The organism is Natrinema sp. CRL1 (genome assembly GCF_059162405.1).
In genome coordinates, this window is record NZ_JBLVOY010000001.1 from 709,429 (window position 1) to 728,972 (window position 19,544).

The 19,544-nt window shown below is 64.3% G+C and carries 20 protein-coding genes; 16 read left to right on the forward strand and 4 right to left on the reverse strand.

What is annotated here, in order from left to right:
- Positions 1-30: 30 nt before the first annotated feature.
- From ACJYUO_RS03750 to ACJYUO_RS03760, 3 genes are read left to right on the forward strand one after another with little or no spacing between them, the layout of a single operon-like run.
- Entirely contained in the window at positions 31-474 is a 444-nt protein-coding gene (locus ACJYUO_RS03750; protein ID WP_494344059.1) for a DUF4212 domain-containing protein, read from the forward strand.
- On the forward strand, positions 471-2,162 hold the full coding sequence (locus ACJYUO_RS03755; RefSeq protein WP_494344060.1) for a VC_2705 family sodium/solute symporter: 1,692 nt from the start codon (positions 471-473) through the stop codon (positions 2,160-2,162). The genes ACJYUO_RS03750 and ACJYUO_RS03755 overlap by 4 nt, the downstream gene beginning before the upstream one ends.
- Before the next feature lie 4 nt (positions 2,163-2,166).
- Entirely contained in the window at positions 2,167-2,628 is a 462-nt protein-coding gene (locus ACJYUO_RS03760) for a universal stress protein (protein WP_494344061.1), read from the forward strand.
- Between the two features lie 92 nt (positions 2,629-2,720).
- Here ACJYUO_RS03760 and ACJYUO_RS03765 read toward each other — a convergent pair whose 3' ends face one another.
- Both ACJYUO_RS03765 and ACJYUO_RS03770 read right to left on the reverse strand, forming a co-directional pair.
- Positions 2,721-2,948 carry a DUF8119 family protein gene (locus ACJYUO_RS03765; protein ID WP_494344062.1) on the reverse strand — a complete coding sequence of 76 codons (228 nt, stop codon included), beginning with the start codon at positions 2,946-2,948 and terminating at the stop codon, positions 2,721-2,723.
- A gap of 112 nt (positions 2,949-3,060) precedes the next feature.
- Entirely contained in the window at positions 3,061-3,537 is a 477-nt protein-coding gene (locus ACJYUO_RS03770) for a cupin domain-containing protein (protein ID WP_494344063.1), read from the reverse strand.
- Between the two features lie 278 nt (positions 3,538-3,815).
- On the opposite strand from ACJYUO_RS03770, the gene ACJYUO_RS03775 reads away from it, so the two are divergent.
- Positions 3,816-4,382: a tRNA (cytidine(56)-2'-O)-methyltransferase gene (locus tag ACJYUO_RS03775; RefSeq protein ID WP_494344064.1), complete on the forward strand. Its 567-nt coding sequence runs from the start codon at positions 3,816-3,818 to the stop codon at positions 4,380-4,382.
- Between the two features lie 384 nt (positions 4,383-4,766).
- A complete protein-coding gene (locus ACJYUO_RS03780; RefSeq protein ID WP_494344065.1) occupies positions 4,767-6,344 on the forward strand; it encodes a class I adenylate-forming enzyme family protein in 1,578 nt (525 codons plus the stop codon).
- A gap of 28 nt (positions 6,345-6,372) precedes the next feature.
- Here the strand turns inward: ACJYUO_RS03780 and ACJYUO_RS03785 are convergent, their stop codons facing one another.
- On the reverse strand, positions 6,373-7,368 hold the full coding sequence (locus tag ACJYUO_RS03785) for an MBL fold metallo-hydrolase (protein ID WP_494344066.1): 996 nt from the start codon (positions 7,366-7,368) through the stop codon (positions 6,373-6,375).
- Positions 7,369-7,551: 183 nt separating this feature from the next.
- Between ACJYUO_RS03785 and tfe the strand changes: the two genes are divergently transcribed.
- From tfe to ACJYUO_RS03800, 3 genes are read left to right on the forward strand one after another with little or no spacing between them, the layout of a single operon-like run.
- Positions 7,552-8,076: a transcription factor E gene (tfe, locus tag ACJYUO_RS03790; RefSeq protein WP_006429779.1), complete on the forward strand. Its 525-nt coding sequence runs from the start codon at positions 7,552-7,554 to the stop codon at positions 8,074-8,076.
- Complete coding sequence (locus ACJYUO_RS03795; RefSeq protein WP_494344067.1) at positions 8,076-8,759, forward strand: DUF2110 family protein; 684 nt, start codon at positions 8,076-8,078, stop codon at positions 8,757-8,759. Before tfe ends, ACJYUO_RS03795 begins: the two co-directional genes overlap by 1 nt.
- 1 nt (position 8,760) lies before the next feature.
- Positions 8,761-9,531 carry a DUF5803 family protein gene (locus tag ACJYUO_RS03800; protein ID WP_494344068.1) on the forward strand — a complete coding sequence of 257 codons (771 nt, stop codon included), beginning with the start codon at positions 8,761-8,763 and terminating at the stop codon, positions 9,529-9,531.
- A gap of 38 nt (positions 9,532-9,569) precedes the next feature.
- On the opposite strand, the gene ACJYUO_RS03805 is transcribed toward ACJYUO_RS03800, so the two are convergent.
- The gene (locus ACJYUO_RS03805; protein ID WP_494344069.1) at positions 9,570-10,022 is read right to left on the reverse strand and encodes a chemotaxis protein CheW; all 453 of its coding nucleotides are present in this window, start codon (positions 10,020-10,022) and stop codon (positions 9,570-9,572) included.
- A gap of 193 nt (positions 10,023-10,215) precedes the next feature.
- Here ACJYUO_RS03805 and ACJYUO_RS03810 point away from each other — a divergent pair, with 193 nt between their 5' ends.
- From ACJYUO_RS03810 to ACJYUO_RS03845, 8 genes are all read left to right on the forward strand, one after another.
- Positions 10,216-11,013: a chemotaxis protein CheW gene (locus tag ACJYUO_RS03810; RefSeq protein ID WP_494344070.1), complete on the forward strand. Its 798-nt coding sequence runs from the start codon at positions 10,216-10,218 to the stop codon at positions 11,011-11,013.
- A 135-nt stretch (positions 11,014-11,148) separates the two neighbouring features.
- Positions 11,149-11,511 carry a chemotaxis protein CheY gene (gene cheY / locus ACJYUO_RS03815; protein WP_006181855.1) on the forward strand — a complete coding sequence of 121 codons (363 nt, stop codon included), beginning with the start codon at positions 11,149-11,151 and terminating at the stop codon, positions 11,509-11,511.
- Positions 11,508-12,728 (forward strand): chemotaxis-specific protein-glutamate methyltransferase CheB, encoded by a 1,221-nt coding sequence (gene cheB, locus ACJYUO_RS03820; protein ID WP_494344071.1) that lies wholly within the window; start codon positions 11,508-11,510, stop codon positions 12,726-12,728. The genes cheY and cheB overlap by 4 nt, the downstream gene beginning before the upstream one ends.
- Positions 12,721-16,224, forward strand: coding sequence for an Hpt domain-containing protein (locus ACJYUO_RS03825; protein ID WP_494344072.1), 3,504 nt, complete (start codon positions 12,721-12,723; stop codon positions 16,222-16,224). The genes cheB and ACJYUO_RS03825 overlap by 8 nt, the downstream gene beginning before the upstream one ends.
- Positions 16,225-16,258: 34 nt before the next feature.
- Positions 16,259-16,864: a chemotaxis protein CheC gene (locus ACJYUO_RS03830; RefSeq protein WP_494344073.1), complete on the forward strand. Its 606-nt coding sequence runs from the start codon at positions 16,259-16,261 to the stop codon at positions 16,862-16,864.
- Entirely contained in the window at positions 16,861-18,129 is a 1,269-nt protein-coding gene (locus ACJYUO_RS03835) for a chemotaxis protein CheC (protein ID WP_494344074.1), read from the forward strand. The genes ACJYUO_RS03830 and ACJYUO_RS03835 overlap by 4 nt, the downstream gene beginning before the upstream one ends.
- Complete coding sequence (locus ACJYUO_RS03840; protein ID WP_494344075.1) at positions 18,126-18,641, forward strand: chemotaxis protein CheD; 516 nt, start codon at positions 18,126-18,128, stop codon at positions 18,639-18,641. The genes ACJYUO_RS03835 and ACJYUO_RS03840 overlap by 4 nt, the downstream gene beginning before the upstream one ends.
- Positions 18,638-19,519, forward strand: coding sequence for a CheR family methyltransferase (locus tag ACJYUO_RS03845; protein ID WP_494344076.1), 882 nt, complete (start codon positions 18,638-18,640; stop codon positions 19,517-19,519). The genes ACJYUO_RS03840 and ACJYUO_RS03845 overlap by 4 nt, the downstream gene beginning before the upstream one ends.
- Positions 19,520-19,544: the final 25 nt, after the last annotated feature.

Here is a 19,544-nt window from a genome sequence, read left to right on the forward strand (position 1 = left end):
GAACGACACACTCACACGATTCGCATACATATGCCAGATAATAACACTCACGACTCGACCGACAACCGAACCGCAACGGACGGTGGCGTGGCCGGACAGGCCGGCCAAGCCCATCGAAACACCGACTATCTCGGCTCAGAGGTGAACCTGCTGAATCCGAGTACGCCGTTTATGCGCGATCACCTGCGCATCGTCTGGACCGGCTTCGCCATTTGGGTCCTCGCGGTCTGGGGGCCGGTGACGGCGACGTACCTCGCGACCGACGCGATGACGGTCCAGATGCCGGTACTCGGCTTCCCGCTGCACTACTTCCTCGTCGCCTTCGGCGCGCCGACCAGCGCGTTGATCCTGTCGTTCTGGTACTCGCGCAAGCGCGACGCGTTAGACGAGAAGTACGGCATCGATCACGCGACCGCCGACGGAACCAGCCGCGGCGGCGAGGCCGCCGCGGCTGACGGGGGTGTCGACGAATGACGGGCGTTCCGGTCGTTCCGTTACAGGAGAGTCTCCTTCCCGAGGCGCTGGACATTTCCTTCAAGACGCTCCCCGCACTCCTCGTGGTGGGGATGCTGGGCCTGTTCCTCGCGATCGGCTTCGTCTTCCGCGTGGCCGACACCGAGGACATGTGGGTCGCCGGCCGTTCCATCGGGAACCTAGAGAACGGGATGGCGATCGGTGCGAACTGGATGTCGGCAGCCTCCTATCTCGGGATGGCGGCCTCGATCGCACTGGCCGGATTCTACGGGCTCGTGTACGTCGTCGGCTGGACGACGGGCTATTTCATCCTGCTCATCTTCATGGCGGCGCAACTGCGCCGGTTCGGGAAGTACACGGCTCCCGACTTCGTCGGCGACCGCTTTAACTCCGACAGCGCACGCGCCATCGCGGCCGTGACGACGTTCCTTATCGGGTTCGTCTACGCCATCGGACAGGCGAAGGGGATGGCACTCGTCGGCCTGTACATCTTCGGCGATTACGGCGGCCTCATCCCCGGCCTCGACGGCTACCAGGTGATGGTCGTCGCCATGATGATCATCACCGTCGGCTACCTCACGCTATCCGGCATGATGGGCGCGACGAAGAATCAGGCGGTCCAGTACGTCATCCTCATTCTGGCGTTCGTGGTCGGCCTGCTGGTCGTCGGCTACACGAACGGCTACTCGACGGTGCTCCCTCAACTCGAGTACGGGATGCTGATCGACGACCTCGGCAGCGAGTTCAGCGAACCCTTCGCGACCTCGAGTTACTACCTCTGGGTCGCGACCACGTTCTCGCTGATCGTCGGGACCTGTGGACTGCCCCACGTGCTGGTGCGGTTCTACACGGTCGAGAGCGAACGAACGGCCCGCTGGTCGACCGTCTGGGGGCTGTTCTTCATTTGTATCCTCTACTGGAGCGCACCAGCGTTCGCGGCGTTCGGGACCGACCTCTACTCGCAGAACGTCGCTCCGACCTATGGCGACCCCGGCATGACCGGTGCGGCCAGTGAGGTCATCGTCGTGTTGGCGGCCCAGCTGTCCGGGCTGCCACAGTGGTTCGTCGGCATCGTCGCGGCCGGCGGTATCGCCGCCGCCATCGCCACGGTCGCCGGCCTCTTCATCGCCGGTTCCTCGGCGATCAGCCACGACATCTACACGAACATCATCAACGAGGACGCGACCCAGCGCCAGCAGATCCTCGTCGGTCGCCTCTCGATCGTCGCGCTCGGCGTGCTGACGACGCTCGCCGCGCTCGACCCCGCGTCGTCGATCGCCGCACTCGTCGGCTACGCGTTCGCGCTGGCCGGCTCCGTGCTGTTCCCGATGTTCTTCCTCGGCATGTGGTGGGAAAACGCCAACCGTCCGGGCGCACTCGCCGGGATGACCACCGGACTCGTCGGCTGGTCGATCCCGATGATCAACGAGATCGTTCCGAACTACGTGGGCGGCCTCGAGGCCCCGCTGTCGGCGGGACTGGCACAGTGGATGCCGGCCATCGGGTCGGCGCTCATCACGCTGCCGATCGTGTTTGCGGTTACCATCATCGTCTCGCTGGCGACCGATGACCCGCCGATCGAGACCAAGCGGGTCGTCCGGCAGTGTCACAGCCCCGAGCCGATGCGACAGCAACAGACCGCCGAAGACGTCGTGACCGACGGGGGCGAGACCCCCGCGGATGACTGAGCCAATGTACGACCGAATACTCGTTCCGACCGACGGTAGCGAAACGGCCGAGATCGCGGTCGAGCACGCGCTCGACCTCGCCGAACAGTACGGGGCGGAGCTACACGCCCTGTACGTGGTCGATACAAACGCGATGAGTCTCAGCCTCGGCGGCGAGCAACTCGATCGCATCGAGCAAGGCCACTACGGCGAGATGGACGAGGTGCGAGAACGCGCCGAACGCGCCACCGGCTACGTGGCCGACCGCGCGGCCGAACGGGGAATCGAAACCGTCGAGCACGTTTCGGCGGGGCGGCCCCACGACATGATCGCCAACTACGTCGACAACAACGGTATCGATCTTGTCGTCATGGGATCGCACGGCCGATCGGGAGTTAGACGGGCGCTGCTCGGCAGCGTGACCGAACGGACGCTGCGCTCGACTCGCGCCCCGGTCCTCGTCATCGACACAGACGAAGACGACTAGTCGACGGTTGACGGCAGCTTTTTTCGCGACGCAACTCGGGTAGCGGCGGCAACGTCGATTCGAGCGGCGGCGAGAACAGTCGGCGGTGCTGGCTACTTCGACCGGTTCTGGAGTTTGGTCGCGAGTTCGAAGTTCCAGATGAACCCGAAGTACGCGACGATTCCCGCGAGCATGAGCATGTAGTACACGAGCGTCGGCGGCCCGAGCAGGTAGTTGACCGTCTCGACGATCGTCACCCAGACGATCGCGAACGCGAGGTCGGTCAGCATTCCCCACCGCTCCTGCCGTGCGGTCCGGAGCCACTCGCCAGCCCCCGTCATCGGCACACCACTCGGTTCCTGAAAGCGACCATAGTGTGATCCTTTCGCAGGGGACCGAAAAAGCCTATCGGAGATGCCGATCGGCCACCGCTGTCGAGGCCGCTTCGACCCGCTACTCGTCCCAGTACGCCGTCTCATCGTCGATGTGGTAGTACCCCTCGAGCGACCGCTCGTCGCGGCCGCCCGGTGGCGAGCCGACAAAAACGCCGAACTTCTCCATCTCTGGATAGACGGTGATATCCGGCTCGTTCATCGTCGATATCGCCAGATATCGGAGCGGCTCCTCGCCGTCGTTGACGACCCTGTGGCCGCCGCGTTCGTCCGCCGGAAGCGTCACGTAGTCGCCGGCCGAAAGCGGCTCGAGGCCGGTTTTGGTTTTGAGTTGGCCGTCGCCCGCCAGCACGTAGAGCGCCTCCTCGTTGGCCGTGTGATAGTGGTAGGGCCACGACCGCATGCCGACCGGCAGTTCGTAGAGGCTACAGCCGAGGTCGTCGGCGTCGACGGCACTCGAGAGTTCCTTTCGTCGGAACGCGGTCTCCCCGTGATCGTACTCTTTCCAGTCAAGCGTCGATTCGTTGACCTTCTCCATAGCCTGTTATTGGCAGGCACAACAGTATAAGCGTTCTCGAGACGCGAATCGTGTCGGGTCACGACTGATCGGGGCACGAGAGGGGAACGAACCGATCGGTGGGTGCAGCGCAGCATCCGCGAGCGTAGCGAGCGGTTCACCGAGTGCGCCCTCGGCGCACTCGGCCTTTCTCATCGAAGTTTTTCCGCTCGGGAGACTCACTCCGTTCGTCATCACTCGCACAAAAACTTCGGTGGGAAAACGAAACCCCCTAACCCCGCCCGAGAGTGAGTCCCCACATGCACGACGATAGCGAGGTCGCCGTCCTCCGACTCGGTCACCGCCCCGGCCGGGACGATCGGATGACGACCCACGTCGGACTGACCGCGCGGGCGCTGGGTGCCGACCGCGTGCTCTTTCCCGACAACGCCGGCCAGTCCCTCGAGACCGTCGCGGACATCACCGATCGGTTCGGCGGCCCCTTCGAGGCAGAACTCACCGATTCGCCACAGGCCGTCATCCGCAACTGGGACGGCCGGGTCGTCCACCTCACGATGTACGGCGAGCGCGTCCAAGACGTCGAAGCCGACATTCGAGCAGCCCACGCGGGTGAGGGCGAGCAACTTCTGCTGGTCGTCGGCTCCGAAAAGGTTCCCTTCGACGTCTACGAGGAAGCCGACTGGAACGTCGGCGTCACCAACCAACCCCACTCCGAAGTGGCCGGCCTCGCCGTCTTCCTCGACCGAGTGTTCGAGGGCCGAGAACTCGAGCAGGAGTGGAGCGGTGCCGATCGGGAGGTAATCCCGATGGAGACGGGCAAGCGTGTCGAGTCGGCAGACCCGGATGCCGACACGGAGCGGGACTAGCGACGCACGAAACGATCGGTCCTGTGGTAGCGCGGAGTCGCTGTCGGCTCAGCGACTCACTCGAAGCAGACGGAGCGATGCCGGCCCTGTCGACTGCAGCTTCGCCGAGCGATGCGACGGCGGCGGTCGCGAGGCCCATCCCGATGATAGATGCATCGACATCGAGGACGAAAAGAGCGCTGGCAAATCCGCCCGTCGTGTCGATGGTGGAGGTATTGATCTTATCGCGGAACCGCGTCCCGTACTCGGAGATTTTTGTTGGTAATAGTACAATAACAGTGGTAAGTGTTTCACTCGAGCGATCGGTTCATCAGGCCGACCGAACGCTCCAGGCGGCTAATCTGAGGGGTACAATTTTAAGCATGATCCTCGATACCACAAATCATGGATCTTGACGCGGTCGATCAGTCCGCGCGAACGGGAAACGTCGCGAAACTGTTCGACCAGACCGCAGCACACCACGGGCAGAGCCAAGCGATGGAACACCACGGCCGCCGCTGGACCCACGACGAGATCCGGGACTGGACCGCCGAACTCGCCGGCGGCCTCCACGATCTCGGCCTCGAGCCCGGCGACCGGATGCTGGTCTTCCTGCCGAACTGCCCGCAGTACCTCGTCGCCTCCCTCGGCGCGTTCAAGGCCGGCGTCGAGATCTCGCCGGTCAACCCCCAGTACAAGCGCCGCGAGGTGGCCTACCAGCTCGAGGACACGGCAGCGACGGGGATCGTCACCCACCCGGCGCTGCGCGAGATCGTCGACGAGGCGATCACGGATGCCGGAATGGAGCCCGAAATCATCACGATTCGGAGCGAGGACTGGCCTCGTGATCCCGACGATCACGCCTTCGAGGAACTGCGCGGCGAGCCGACGCTGGTCGACCGCGCCGACGACGACGTGGCGCTACTGCCCTACACCTCCGGAACGACCGGCGACCCGAAGGGGGTCCAGCTCACCCACGGCAACACGCGGGCACAGCTCATGTGGCCGCTGACCGCCTCGAACGTCGACGTCGACCCCGAAGACGTCCGCAGTCTGACCTGGCTCCCGCTGTATCACATCACCGGCTTTACCCACACCGCCCTCCAGCCGCTGGTTGGCGGCGGCCGGCTCTACTTCCGCAGCGCCCTCGAGTGGGACGCCCGGGAGTGCATGCAACTCATCGAGGACGAGGAGATCACCCACTTCGTCGGCGTGACGACGATGTACGCGGACATGGTCGACTCCGAGGACTTCGGCGAGTACGATCTCACCAGCCTCGAGTCGGCCTCCGAGGGCGGCGCGAAGCTCTCGACGGCAGTCCAAGAGCGGTTCGAAGAGACCGCAGGCGTCGACATTTCGGAGGGCTACGGCCTCACTGAGACCCACGGCGCGACCCACACCCAGAGCGGTTCCACGTTCGGCCTGAAACACGGGACGATCGGACAACCGCTCCGGATGACCGACTGCAAGATCGTCGACGAGTCGGGCGAGGAAGTCCCGCCGGGCGAGGAGGGCGAACTCGTCGTCCGCGGGCCGCAGGTCATGACGGGTTATCTCAACCTGCCCGACGCGACCGAGGCGGCGTTCACCGAGCACGGCTACTTCCGGACCGGCGACATCGCCCGCCGAGACGGGAACAACTACTACGAGATCGTCGACCGCAAGAAACACATGATCAACACCGCCGGCTACAACGTCTACCCCAGCGAACTCGAGAACCTCCTCTTGGAGCACGAGGCCGTCGCGGACGTCGCCGTCGTCGGGATTCCGGACGACCGACGCAACGAGGTGCCGAAGGCATTCGTCGTCCCCGCCGGTGACAGCGAACCCGGCAGCGACGTGACCGCCGAGGGACTCACGGAGTTCTGTCTCGAGAAGGTAGCCAGCTACAAACACCCGCGCGAAATCGAGTTCATCGAGGAACTGCCGCGGACGACCAGCGGGAAGATTCAGAAGTACAAACTCGAGGAGGGCGACGAGTAACCGCGATCTCTCGGAGCCCCTCGGTCTCTCACCGCGCTTCGTAGTAGCGGACGCCGTCGTCGGTTTCGTAGGAAACTGCGTCTCGGTCCTCGAGTGTGCCGAGCGCCCCGAGCGTGTCGAGAACCGGCGCGTGATAGCGGACGGTCCCGACCCGCTCTTCGGCGATCGCAAGCGGCGTCGCGGGCTCGATCGCCTCGAGCGCCGCCCGCGTCTCCTCGAGGAGCGTATCCAGCCGCTCGCGCGTAGTTTGAATAATTCCTTGAGGGTCCTCGAACGCGGGGCCGTGGCCGGGGAAGACGTGCGTCGCGGTCGTCTCGGCCAGCCGGTCCATGGCCTCGTAGTAGGCTTCGACCCCCTCGTAGGCCCCGCGGTCGAACCCGACCTGAAAGGCCCCGGCGCGGAACGGCTCGATGAGCGTATCGCCCGCGAAGAGGACCGTCGTCCCGTCGATAGTCGTCTCGTAGCAACAGTGGTCGATCTCGTGGCCGGGCGTCTCGAAGACCGCGAACTCGCGGCCGCCGACGGAAACCGGATCCGCGGGATCGAACGGCTGGACGGTTTCAGAAGCGATTAATCGCCGGTCCCGCCGGCGCGACTCGAGTTCCTCCTCGAGGACATCGTCGCGGTCCTCGCCGCGATACCCCGCCGATTGCGCCGTTTCCCGCAGTCCTCCACGGACCGTCTCGAGATCTCGCTCGAGTCGCGAAATCGCCGCCTGTGAGACGTGTACCGTCGCGCCGGCGTCCCGGAGCGCCGGGAGTTGGCCGATGTGGTCGCTGTGGACGTGGGTCACGAGGACGTGGTCGATATCGGCCGGTTCGTAGTCGAATTCGGCGAGCCCGTCCCGTAGTTCCGACTCACCCGTCTCTCCGGGTGCGCCCGCATCGATCAGGATCGGTTCGGGTCCCTCGAGCAGGTAGGCGGCGACGTGTTTCGGCGGCCACGGCACGTCGAACTCGAGGCGATGAACGCACGATAGATCCGAGTCGGCCCGCACGGCACCACACGACGCATCGGTAGTCATCGTCTCGAAACGTGCCAGCCAGCACTATAAACGTCGCGTCCGATCGCATCGAGAGGGTCGCCGTCGTCACGTCTCTCGTTCGGCCGCGACGCACGCAATCACCTCGCTGTGACACCAGCCCCGTGTTACCGCGGGCGGGGTACTTGATAAGACTTAATGGCCTCATGCCGTTACACGTAGGTAATGGCTTTTGAGGACCTGCTCGAGGACCCGGTGATCCAGAAATATTTGCACGAGCTGGTCGGTCCCAAGGGGATGCCCGTAGCGGCGGCACCCCCGGACGGGGAAGTGACCGACGAGGAGCTCGCCGAGGAGCTCGACCTCGAGTTGAACGACGTGCGGCGCGCGCTGTTCATTCTCTACGAGAACGATCTCGCCACGTACCGGCGACTGCGCGACGAGGACTCGGGGTGGCTGACCTACCTCTGGACCTTCGAGTACGACAACATTCCCGAGAATCTGGAAGAGGAGATGTACCGGCTCCACGAGGCGCTCGACGAGCGCCGGGAGTACGAGCGCAACCACGAGTTCTACCTCTGTGAGATCTGCTCGATTCGCTTCGAGTTCGGCGAGGCGATGGACTTCAACTTCGAGTGTCCGGAATGCGGGTCGCCGCTCGAATCGATGGACAACAACCGACTGGTCACTGCGATGGACGACCGCCTCGACGCCCTCGAGGACGAACTCAACATCGACGCGGACGCCTGATGGTCGTACTCGCAACCAAGCTGTACGTCGAGGGCGACGCTCGAGAGCGCTCGCTAGATTCGCTGCGCTCGCTGGTGGCAAACGAGATCGGCGAACTCGACGTCGAGTTCGAGATCGGCATCCGCCACGACGACTTCCCCTCGGTGACGATCGAGGGCGAGGACGCCACCGCCGCACGGAACGTCCTCGGTGAGGAGTTCGGCGAAATCGTCCCCGACCTCGAGGCCGGCGAGACCTACGTCGGCACCCTCGAGTCGTGGGACGAAGACGGGTTCGTCCTCGACGCCGGGCAGGGAGATGGCGTGCGGATCCCAGCGGACGAACTCGGACTCGGCCCGGGATCGGCGCTGCAGATCCGCGAGCGCTACGGGCTGGTCCAGCATCTGCCCCTGCGATTCGTCTACGGCGGCGACGGCGAGGAGCCGTCGCGACTCGCCGAGGCAGAGCAGGATCGACTCTACGAGTGGACCCGCGGCGACGGCCGGCTCAACGTCAACAGCGCGACGCGAGCCGAGGTCCGAGCGACGCTCAACCGCGCCGGCCACGCACAGGACTACGTGACCGTCGAACGACTCGGCCTGCTCGAGCAGAGCGTCATCTGTACGGAAACCACCGATCCGCCGGGGCTGCTCGCAAGCGTTGGCGAATACCTCCCGGCGGAGCTCCGCTGTGTCGTCCCCTAGCATGAATCGACGGCTCGTTTTCGCGACGATTGCGGTCGCGTTGCTCATGACGGTAGCCGGCTGTTCGGCGATTTTCGGCGGCATCTCGGACGAGCAACTCGATCAGGAGCAAGACTACGGCGATCTGCGCGACAGCAACGCCGATGTCGCTATCGAGGTTGAAGACGGGAGCGCCATCGAGAGCGGCGAATTCCGAGCGGTCTACGACCTCAACGGAACCGAGGAACTGTCGCTGTATCGATCGGCCCTCTTCAGCGACGAGCCACTGGAGATCAATAGCGTTCGCTACTGGCATCCCAACGGGACCGAACTGACCGGCTCGGAACTCGAGATCGAGCAGAGTCGATCGGAGACCACCGTGCAGGTGCCCGACGGAAACGGCACGCTCGCGTTCTCGGGCGATGCCGGACGAAAGACGTTCCAGCTCCCGGCCTACGTCGAGGGCTCCTATGAGGTAAGCCTTCCCGAGGGCCACCGGACGACGAACTTCCTGTTCGGGGACGTCTCACCGAACGGGTACGAACGCGAGGTCGTTGACGACCGAGAGCAACTCACCTGGGACGAACTCGACAGCACGATTTCGCTACGGTACTATCTCACACGAGATATCCCGCTGTTCCTCGGCCTCGTCGGTGCGGCCGTCCTGCTCGGCGGCATCGGCATCGGCTACTACTACCGACAGGTCAAACGGCTTCAAGAACAGCGAGAAGAGTTCGGCCTCGACGTCGACACTGACGACGATTCGGACGGCGGGCCGCCGGGCTTCCCGTAGTCTGTTTTTGCCGCGCCGTTACCGTCGCCTTCGATCGGTTAGGAGTGGATCGTCCGTTCGTCGAGCCAGACCACGTCGTCGCCGTCGATCTCGAGCCGTCCCTTGACGTGTGTCGTGTTCAGCTGCGGTGCCTCGAGCGAGGCGGCGTGGACACGTTGGGTCACGTCGACGTCGTCGACGAGCCAGCCGTAGTAGCGGCCGTCGTCGTCGGTAACCGAAAAGACGAGGAGCTTTGGATCGTCGACCCGGGCCGCCGTGCGGAACGACGAGCCGAACACCCGCGGCAGGTCGACGACTCTGATCCGTTCGCCGGCGGCGGAAAGCGTCCCCGCGTCCCACGGATCGTCGGCAGCCGCGAGCGGGTCGTCGTCCGTGACGCTGAGGACGGAGGCGACCGATTCGGCACGAACGCAGTAGCGCTTCTCCTCGAGGCCGAATGTAAGTACTAGTATATGTCCGTCGGTTCCGCCGTCGTTCGATGCCGATCCCATTCTCCCTGACGGATGACCGATCGAAAAATAAGCGTTCCGATGCAGTATACGGCGCGGCGATAGTTGGCGGTACAGGCGTTGGGACTCCCATTCGAACCCTACTCGAGCGATCCTCACTCGCGGTACGGTTCGCCTCGAGACTGTCACGGCGGAGTCAACGTTTTATTGGTGGGCTCTGATACACGAACAAGACATGGCCCCGGATCTCTCGGACACGCGGCTCGGAATCGATAGCGACGACGCCGGTCGGACTGGCGACACCGACGGCGACGACGAACAGGAGCAACTCGTTCAGTTCGTCTTCGTCGGCGTCGGCGAACACCGACTCGCGCTTCCGGTCGACGCCGTCAGGACGCTGACCGAACCGCCGACCGAGTTGACGCGAGTGCCACGGTCGCCGCCGGCGATCGAGGGACTGATGGACCTCCGCGGCGAGATCACCGCGGTCATCGATCCCCGCATTCACTTCCCCGTCACCGAGTCCCGGTCGGGCCGCGATCGACTGCTCGTCCTCGAGCGCGCAAGCGACCAGCAGTCGATCGCGATCCGGGCCGACGACGTCATCGGCGTCGAGACGGTCCCCGAAAGCAACGTCATCGACGCCGACGCGATCGAGGACAGTGACCTTTCCGGGGACGCTCTCGAGCACCCCCTGATCGTCGCGCTCATCACGCAGGAACGGGAGTCGCGTGCCGATACCGGGAGTGCAGTGACCGATACGCCGGCCGACAACGCCGGGGCGACGTCCGAGTTCGGGATCGATAGACTCGGCGGTGCGGACAGTTCTGCGGCGCTCTCGTCGGCTCGAGCGGCGAGCGGCGAGATCGGCGAGACGGTCGTCGAGGCGTTCGAAATCGAACCGACGGAGGATGACACCGTGGAGCCGGACGACGGGGACGACGACGGCGAATCGACGCGAGAAGTCGTCGTCGAGGCGACCGCACTGATCGATATCGATCGGCTGCTACAGGCCTCGAGCCAATCCGAGTGATCGCCGTCGACGGGCCGTTCTCGATCTAGCGTTTCAGCGGTGTCTCCGGGGCGTATACGGACCTTATCACGACTGATAATCGGGAGACAGCATTTATGGTAGTTGTATCTCTACGAGAATTTGGTGTACTACTGAATGTCGACAGGGGTGCTCATCGTGGACGACTCTCATTTTATGCGGAACCTCTTGCGTCAGATCTTGGAACAAGATTACCGCATCCTCGGAGAGGCGTCCAACGGCGCTGAAGCCGTCAAATTGTACAAAGAACACGACCCCGACATCGTCATGATGGACATCGTGATGCCCAAATGCAACGGCATCAAGGCGACCGCGGCGATCAAGAAGATCGACCCGGACGCCCGCGTCATCATGTGTACGAGCGTCGGACAGCGTGAGAAAATGAAACTCGCCGTGAAGGCTGGCGCGGACGGCTACGTCACGAAACCGTTCGAAGAACCCAGCGTCAGAAAGGCCCTTTCGGACGTCGTCGCTGCATGACGCGAGTACTCGTTGTCGACGACTCGAAGTTTATGCGGACAGTCATCGGCAACGCGCTCGAGGCGGCGGACTACGACGTCGAAACGGCAGCGAACGGCTCACAAGCGGTCGAAAGCGTCGACGCGTTCGATCCGGATGTCGTGACGATGGACGTCGAGATGCCCGAGATGGGCGGTATCGACGCCGTCGAGCGAATCACGACGTCGAATCCGACCGCGATCCTCATGCTCAGCGTTCACACCGAACGCGGCGCGGAGGCGACACTCGACGCCCTAGAACGCGGGGCCGTGGATTTCCTCCACAAACCCGACGGGTCGGACTCGCGCAACGTCGCCCACCTCACGGACGAAGTCGTCGCGAAAGTCGACGAACTCGCCGAGGCCGACGTATCGTCGATCGCCCTCGCGCGGGCGGCCGCGACGGCCCACGCGACCCGAACGAGACGGTCCGGCAACCCGGCACGTGGAACCGCGACCGGAAACGCCGTCGCGGGCGGCGGCTCGGATGCCCGGCTCTTGTCCGACCACGGTACGACCGGGCCGAACGCCACGCCCGGCATCGGAACCGACTCCGAACCCGACGAGGAGACGACCCCGATCGCCGTCGATGGTGAGCGTGCGACTGCGCCGACAATCGTCCTCGGCGCGTCGACTGGCGGCCCGAAGATCGTCGAACGACTGTTCGAGCAACTCCCGGCCGATCTCGAGGCAACGGTGCTGGTCGTCCAGCACATGCCGCCGGGCTTTACCGAACGGTTCGCGGATCGACTCGACTCCCACAGCGCGTATGACATCAACGAAGCCGCAGATGGCGATCAACTCCGTCCCGGCGAGGCCGCGGTCGCGCCGGGCAACGCCCACCTCGAGGTGGCGAGCAACGCCGGCGACGCCCTCAAACTGCGACTCGACGGCGACGGCGACCGGGTCCACGGCGTACGGCCGGCGATCGACGTGACGATGGAAAGCGCCGCCGAACAGGTCTCCGACGGACTCTGCGGCGTGGTCCTGACCGGAATGGGCCGCGACGGTGCGGCCGGGATCGAGGCGATCAAGGCCGCAGGCGGTCACACGATCGCACAGGACGAGGCGACGAGCCCGGTCTTTGGTATCCCCTGTCAGGCAATCGAAACGGGTTGCGTCGAACGGGTCGCGCCAGCCGGCGACATCGTCGGCGCGATCGTCGACGCGTTCACGACGGACGGTGAGAACGATGAGTGACTATCTGACGGACTTCGTGCAGGAGAGCGAAGAACGGATTACGGAACTGAACAACGCCTTGCTCAGGCTCGAGCGCGAGCCCGACGACGAGGAGGCGATGGAGAACATCTTCCGGATTGCACACACCCTTAAGGGGAACTGCGGGGCGATGGGGCTGGAGTCGGCCAGCGACCTCGCCCACGCGATCGAGGATCTACTCGACGCCGTCCGCCGCGACGACCTCGACGTGACGGCGGAGTTGATGGACGTCGTCTTCGACGCCGTCGACGAACTCGAGACGATGGTCGACGAAGTCGCCGAGACCGGCGAGATCGAGACCGATCCGTCGGCGACGATCGAGGCGCTTCGCGACCACCTCACGGACACGGACGTCGCGGGGGCTCGAATCCGGACGCCGACGGCGAGCGAGATCGACGACGTCTGCTCCCGGTTCGATCCGCCGGCCGACGACGCTCACAACGTCTACCTCGCGCGGCTCGCGATCACACAGCGCGAGGGCGTCAACAACGGCGAACTGGTCGTCGACGCCCTGATCGACGCGTTCGATCTGATCGGCACCGACCCGCCCCGCGAGGCAATCGAGGCCGCGGACTACGGCACCGCCTTCGACGCGGTCTTCGGGACCGCGGTCGGCGAAACCGCGATCTCGTCCGGTCTCGAGCCGGTCGAGGAGGTCGATGACTTCGAAATCGTCGACGTCAGCGATCGGTTCGACGGCGACGAGGCCGCGGAGCCGGACCAGTCGGCCGCCGCGGAACCCGGCGACGACATTTCGTCCGACGAAGCCCAGGACCTCGAGGTCGACGACCTGCTCGACGAGTTCAACGAGTTCGACAACTTAGACGAGATGGTCGAAGACGTCGAGGACGAGGAACTCGACGCCTTCGAGAACATGGGCGAAGCCGGCTCGTTCGACGACCTGCTCGACGAGGACGACGTCGCCGAACTCGAGGCCGAACCCGGCGAACCGCCGGCCGACTCCTTCGAGGAAGACGACGCGACCGCCCCCGATACCTCCGAACCCGAGGCGGCGACGGACGCCGACGCGGACGACGAGGTCGACGACGCCGGTGCGGTCTTCGACGAACTCAAAGACGAGGTCGAGATGGTCGGCTTCGACGAGTTACAGGACGAACTCGACGAACTCGAGTTCGACGAGTTCGACGACGAGGAGGAAGTCGACATGGACGAACTCCTCGGCGATGACGCCGACGACGATTCGTTTCTCGACGATGCCGAGCCGTCCGAGAGTGCGGTCGACGACATCTTAGTCGACGCGGAACCGGACGAGAGAACGGATCCGTCCGAGGATGCGATCGACGAGATGCTCGTTGACGCGGCCCCGTCCGATGGTGACGGCGATGACGAATCGGCCGCTATCGCCGACGAGGCGACCGCTGACAGCGACACCAACGAGGCGGTCGGCTCGACCGAGGACGACCTCGACGACGCCGTCGACGCCCTCGAGTTCGACTCGGACGACGCGTCGGCAGGGGCTGACGAAGACGATGTGACGGCAGTAACGGACATCGACGACGCAGCGTCCGACGAGGACCTGCTCGAGGCGTCGCCGGCGAGCGAAATCGACGACGAAGACGGAGCTGACACGGCTCCCGACGAGCCAGCGGACGCGAGCGCTGCCGATGCGGCCGGGTCGGCCGAAGCCGCCGCTCGAACCGATGCTGACGACGCCGTCGATTCGGTCGACGATGCCGCCCCCGAAGCGGTCGAGACCGATTCCGAATCCGCAAACGCTGGCGAGGTGGCTCCCCTCGAAAGCGACGATACTGCGACAGCCGAGACAGCCGACGATACTACGGCGGCCGCGGAATCGGGCGACGTTGTGGCGGCCGCGGAGGACGGATCGGCCGATGGTGCAGACGACGAACCGACGACCGACTCGTTCGGCGACTCTGCCGCGGATGACTTCGAGCCGACGGCGGCCTTCGACGACGACTTCGAGGCCGCAAGCGACGACACGGACCCCTTCGGTGACGAGGACTTCGGGATCAATGACGACTCGTTCGACGATCTCTCGGCCGATCCGATCGAATCCGAACCGGAGTCCGACGACGACTTCGAGGCCGAGTTCGACGAACAATCCGACGAGACGTTCGCCGATACTGCCGAATTCGACACGGCTGATGCTGGCTTCGACTCGCCGGATTCAGACACCGAAGCCGACGACTCGAGTCTGCCCTCGGCCGCGTCGTTCGGCGACGATTCGACCGCGTCGGACGACGACGGCGACGAAGACGACGTGGTTCGGATCGTCGACGAGCCGGAAATGGAGATTCCGGATATCTCCCTACCCGAGACGAGCGATCGATCCGATGCCGACGCCGACGCCGAAACCGACGAGATTCAGTCGGTCCGGGTCGACGTCGAGCAGATCGACTCGCTTTTGACCCTCGTCGAGGGGCTCGTGACGAGTCGCGTTCGACTCCGGCACGCGGCCGAGGAAAACGACGGCAACTCGGCGCTCGAGACGGAACTCGACGCGCTGTCGGATCTGACGACGGACCTCCAAGAGACGGTGATGGACATCCGGCTGGTGCCGCTCCAGTCGGTGACGAACCGCCTCCCGCGGGTCGTCCGTGACATCGCCCGGGATCAGGACAAGGAAGTTGCGTTCGAGATGACCGGCGAGGATGTCGAACTCGACCGGAGTATTCTCGATCGAATCGGCGATCCGCTGATCCACCTGGTTCGCAACGCCGTCGACCACGGGATCGAGCCACCCGAGCGGCGCGAGGAGGTCGGCAAACCACGCGACGGGACCGTCGAGGTCCACGCCGACCGCTCACGCGACCGCGTCACTATCACCGTCGAGGACGACGGAAGCGGGCTCGACCCCGATCGGCTCCGCTCCGAAGCCGTCGAGGCCGGTATCCTCGAGGAGTCGGTCGCGGAGTCACTACCCGACGAGGAGGCCTACGATCTGATCTTCCATCCCGGTCTCTCGACGGCCGACGAGGTGACCGACGTCAGCGGCCGCGGCGTCGGGATGGACGTCGTCAAGCGGACGGTCGAGGACTTCGACGGCACGGTCTCGATCGACAGCGACGAGGGGGACGGAACGACCGTCACGATGCGGCTTCCGGTGACGGTCGCGATCGACGAGATCCTGTTCGTCGAGAGCGGCGGCGAGGAGTTCGGCGTCCCGACGAAGGCAGTCAGGGATATCGAAACGGTGGCCGCGATCGAGACGATCGATGGCGATCCCGTCCTCCCCGGCGAGGACGGCGACTATCCCGTTCTCTCGCTGTCCGATGTCCTCGAGACGCCGACGCCCGGTTCGAACGGCGACGGTATGGTCGTCCGCATTCGCGACGAGGTCCGGGACGTGGCGATCCACTGCGATCACGTCCACGGACAGCAGGAAGTCGTTGTCAAGCCCTTCGAGGGCGTTATGAGCGGCATTCCGGGGATCAGCGGTGCGACGGTGCGGGGACGAGGGGAAGTAGTCAACATACTGGATGTGACGACACTATGAACGAACGCAAACACCGACACCCACGGAGAAACCTATGACGATGATGGTCGATATTCGAAAGCTGAGCTTCATAAACGAGATGGCGAAAGTCGGGACGAACGGCGTCGCCGACAACATGAGCAAACTGACCGGCGAGGACGCCCAGATGGAGGTGACGAAGACCAACTTCATCGACATCGAGGACATCGAGTCCCAACTCGACGGCGGGAAGCGGGTCGGCGTCCGCGTCCGACTGCTCGACCCACCGCACGGACACATCCTCATCCTCTTCCCCGAGGCCAGCGCCAAGAAGATCACGGCGATCATGCTGCGCGACGTCGTCGACGACATGGGCGACGTCTCCGGAAAGATGGCCCGTAGTGCCGTCGAGGAGATGGGCAACATGATGGCCAGTGGCTTCATCGACGGCTGGGCCGACGTGCTCGGTCGCGCGATCGATATCGCCGCACCGCAACTCGTCTACGCGCCGACGGAGGATATCGTCACCCGGACGGCCAGCCTCGGCGGCGACGACCTCGCCCTGTTCTTCGATTCGGATCTATCCGTCCCCAGCTACCAGATCGAAGCCGAAATCTACGCATTCCCCGACTTAGAAGAGTTCGTGGAAATGGTCAACGGCATCGAAGTCCAACCCGCATGAAACTCGACGTCAACGCACTCGGCACGTTCTACCGGATGGCTCGAGAGGGCGCTGGCTTGGCGGCGGGCCGACTCACCCATATGTTGGGCGTCGAGACGCAGGTCGGCGTAACGAAACTCAACTTCATGCGCGGCCAGGAGATCCAGCGCGAGTTCGAGGATTCGACGGAGAAAGTCGGCGTTCGCGTCAAGTTGACTGGCGGGATCGAGGGCTATTCGGTCGTCGTGTTCGACCGCGAGAACGCGCTCCGGATCGTCCAAACCCTACTCGCCGAAGCGGACCCGAACTCGGAGGTCGATACCGAACTGGGCGAGGTCGACGCCTTCGACGAGATGACCGAGAGCGCCGCGACCGAAGTCGGCCACATCATGAACAGCGGGTTCATCGACGGCTGGGCCGACGTCTTAGAGACCGTCATCGACGTCTCGACGCCGGAGTTCGTCGAGGGCCAGACCGCCGAGCCCTTCTTCGGCGATATCGACGAGGCACCGGCCGACGACGACCTCGCGTTGCTCTTCCAGAGCCGGATCGAAACCGTCGGGACGGAGGTCGGCTTCAGCCACTACCTCTTCCCGAAACGCGAGTCGATGTCGAAGCTCCTAGAGCGACTGCGAACGAGCGAGGGCATCGAGTACGACAAACTCGACGGCTTCGACCGGATGGCCGAACGCGGTGCCGAGGAGGTCGCCAAGACGGCGACGACGCTGACCGGCATCGACACCAGCATCGACATCCGTCGGCTGAACTTCGTCTCGCTCGAGGCGATTCCGGAGCAGGTTGCAGACGAGAAACTCGTCGGTGTGGCCTTCGAGTTCGACGGGATGCCAAGCGGCTATCTCCTCTTCCTGTTCGACGAGGAGTCCGCCCACGAAATCGTCGACGCGATGGTGCCGATGGAGGTCGACGAGGACGGCTTCGGCGAGATGGGGACCAGCGCGATCAAAGAACTCGGCAACATCATGGCCAGCGGTTTCCTCGACGGCTGGGCGAACGTCCTCGATACGACGATCGACCACTCGACGCCGGAGTTCATCCACGACATCGGCGCGGCCGCCGTCGACCCAGTAATTATCCAACTCGGCGAGAACCAAGACTTTGCATTCGTCTTCGACACAGTCGTCATGGCCGACGGCCGCGAGTTCGACTGCGAAGTGTACGCGATTCCCGACGAATCCGACCTCGAGCGGGCGCTGAACAACTTAGACGTCGATCGGATCGAAGACGCCAAGACGACGGCGGAGTTCCATGAAGTCGATAACGCATGAAAACCTACGGCACCGAACCGGGCGCACCGACGCCGGTCCAAGTCGGCATCTCGGAACTGGTCGTCAGCGACGGCGACGACACGCTCAAATCCTACGGGCTCGGCTCGTGTCTCGCCATCGCGCTGTACGATCCGAACACCGGAATCGGCGGCCTCGCACACGTCATGTTGCCCGACGGAGACACTGCGGACAACAGCGACCGCAAGCCCGGCAAGTACGCCGACACGGCAATTCGTGCACTGCTCCGACGGATGGTCGAGCAGGGAGCAAACTACACCGCCGTCGAAGCGAAAATTGCCGGCGGCAGCGACATGTTCGAGTTCGAGAGCTTCGGCGACGGCGTCGGACAGCGAAACATCGTCGCCGCGAAGGCGGAACTCGAGAAACTCGGCGTCCCCCTCGAGGCGGAAGATGTCGGCGGCGAATACGGGCGGACCGTCGAGTTCACACCCGGGGCGGGGGTACTCACCGTCAAGACGTCCGACGGGGACAACGGAGTGACGGAACTGTGATCGGCGACGGTGCCGGCGACACCGGCATTGATTCCGATGGCCACGCCATCGCTGGCGAGACCGATACAGTCGGCGGCGACGACGAGGTCTTCGCCGACCTCCTCGCGTTCGTCGAGGACGAACTGGCGTTCGCGACGAGTCACTACAACAATAGCTACCTCGACCGACGCGTCTCCTCGCGAATGCGCCGCACGCAGTGTGAGACCTACGGCGCGTACTTCGAGAAACTGCGAACCGAGCCGGCCGAGCAGGAGGCGTTGCTCGAGGCGTTGAGCATCAACGTCACCGGCTTCTTTCGGAACCCAGATGTCTGGTCGGGGATTCGATCGGTCCTCCGAACCCTCTCGAAAAATGGATCTCCCGTTCGAATCTGGAGCGCCGCGTGTGCGGACGGTCGAGAGCCGTACTCGATCGCGATGCTCGCTCGGGACGATCCGGAGATCGACGGCTCCAACGTCTACGTCCTCGGGACCGACATTAGCACCCCCGCACTCGAGACGGCGCAAGCGGGCGTCTACGAGGAATCACGGACCGTCGATCTAGACGAGCAACTCTCCTTTCTGGACGAGTACCGGCAGTACGTCGATGTCGACGGTCGATCCTATCGGATCACCGACGACGTAAAGCAAAACGTTCGCTTTCGACGTCACGACCTGATTAACGACGAGCCGAAATCGGGCTTCGACCTCGTCATCTGTCGCAACCTGTTCATCTATATCGACAACGAGTACAAACGGCCGATGCTCGAGACGATCGCCCGATCGCTTCGAACCGACGGCTATCTCGTTATCGGCAAAGCCGAGACGATTCCGCCGACCCTCCAGTCATCCTTTACCGTCCGTGAGGCCCGATTGCGGATCTACCAGCGCGAGCGGTGAGAACGGCCAGCGGCCCCTGCGTGGG

Coding starts and splice junctions, on each gene's coding strand:
- ACJYUO_RS03825 (WP_494344072.1), top strand. CDS start 12,721: ATGAGTGACTATCTGACGGACTTCGTGCAGGAGAGCGAAGAACGGATT.
- ACJYUO_RS03750 (WP_494344059.1), top strand. CDS start 31: ATGCCAGATAATAACACTCACGACTCGACCGACAACCGAACCGCAACG.
- cheY (WP_006181855.1), top strand. CDS start 11,149: ATGTCGACAGGGGTGCTCATCGTGGACGACTCTCATTTTATGCGGAAC.
- ACJYUO_RS03805 (WP_494344069.1), bottom strand. CDS start 10,022: ATGGGATCGGCATCGAACGACGGCGGAACCGACGGACATATACTAGTA.
- ACJYUO_RS03765 (WP_494344062.1), bottom strand. CDS start 2,948: ATGACGGGGGCTGGCGAGTGGCTCCGGACCGCACGGCAGGAGCGGTGG.
- ACJYUO_RS03760 (WP_494344061.1), top strand. CDS start 2,167: ATGTACGACCGAATACTCGTTCCGACCGACGGTAGCGAAACGGCCGAG.
- ACJYUO_RS03780 (WP_494344065.1), top strand. CDS start 4,767: ATGGATCTTGACGCGGTCGATCAGTCCGCGCGAACGGGAAACGTCGCG.
- ACJYUO_RS03755 (WP_494344060.1), top strand. CDS start 471: ATGACGGGCGTTCCGGTCGTTCCGTTACAGGAGAGTCTCCTTCCCGAG.
- ACJYUO_RS03810 (WP_494344070.1), top strand. CDS start 10,216: ATGGCCCCGGATCTCTCGGACACGCGGCTCGGAATCGATAGCGACGAC.
- ACJYUO_RS03840 (WP_494344075.1), top strand. CDS start 18,126: ATGAAAACCTACGGCACCGAACCGGGCGCACCGACGCCGGTCCAAGTC.
- tfe (WP_006429779.1), top strand. CDS start 7,552: ATGGCTTTTGAGGACCTGCTCGAGGACCCGGTGATCCAGAAATATTTG.
- ACJYUO_RS03800 (WP_494344068.1), top strand. CDS start 8,761: ATGAATCGACGGCTCGTTTTCGCGACGATTGCGGTCGCGTTGCTCATG.
- ACJYUO_RS03785 (WP_494344066.1), bottom strand. CDS start 7,368: ATGACTACCGATGCGTCGTGTGGTGCCGTGCGGGCCGACTCGGATCTA.
- ACJYUO_RS03795 (WP_494344067.1), top strand. CDS start 8,076: ATGGTCGTACTCGCAACCAAGCTGTACGTCGAGGGCGACGCTCGAGAG.
- ACJYUO_RS03830 (WP_494344073.1), top strand. CDS start 16,259: ATGACGATGATGGTCGATATTCGAAAGCTGAGCTTCATAAACGAGATG.
- ACJYUO_RS03835 (WP_494344074.1), top strand. CDS start 16,861: ATGAAACTCGACGTCAACGCACTCGGCACGTTCTACCGGATGGCTCGA.
- ACJYUO_RS03770 (WP_494344063.1), bottom strand. CDS start 3,537: ATGGAGAAGGTCAACGAATCGACGCTTGACTGGAAAGAGTACGATCAC.
- cheB (WP_494344071.1), top strand. CDS start 11,508: ATGACGCGAGTACTCGTTGTCGACGACTCGAAGTTTATGCGGACAGTC.
- ACJYUO_RS03775 (WP_494344064.1), top strand. CDS start 3,816: ATGCACGACGATAGCGAGGTCGCCGTCCTCCGACTCGGTCACCGCCCC.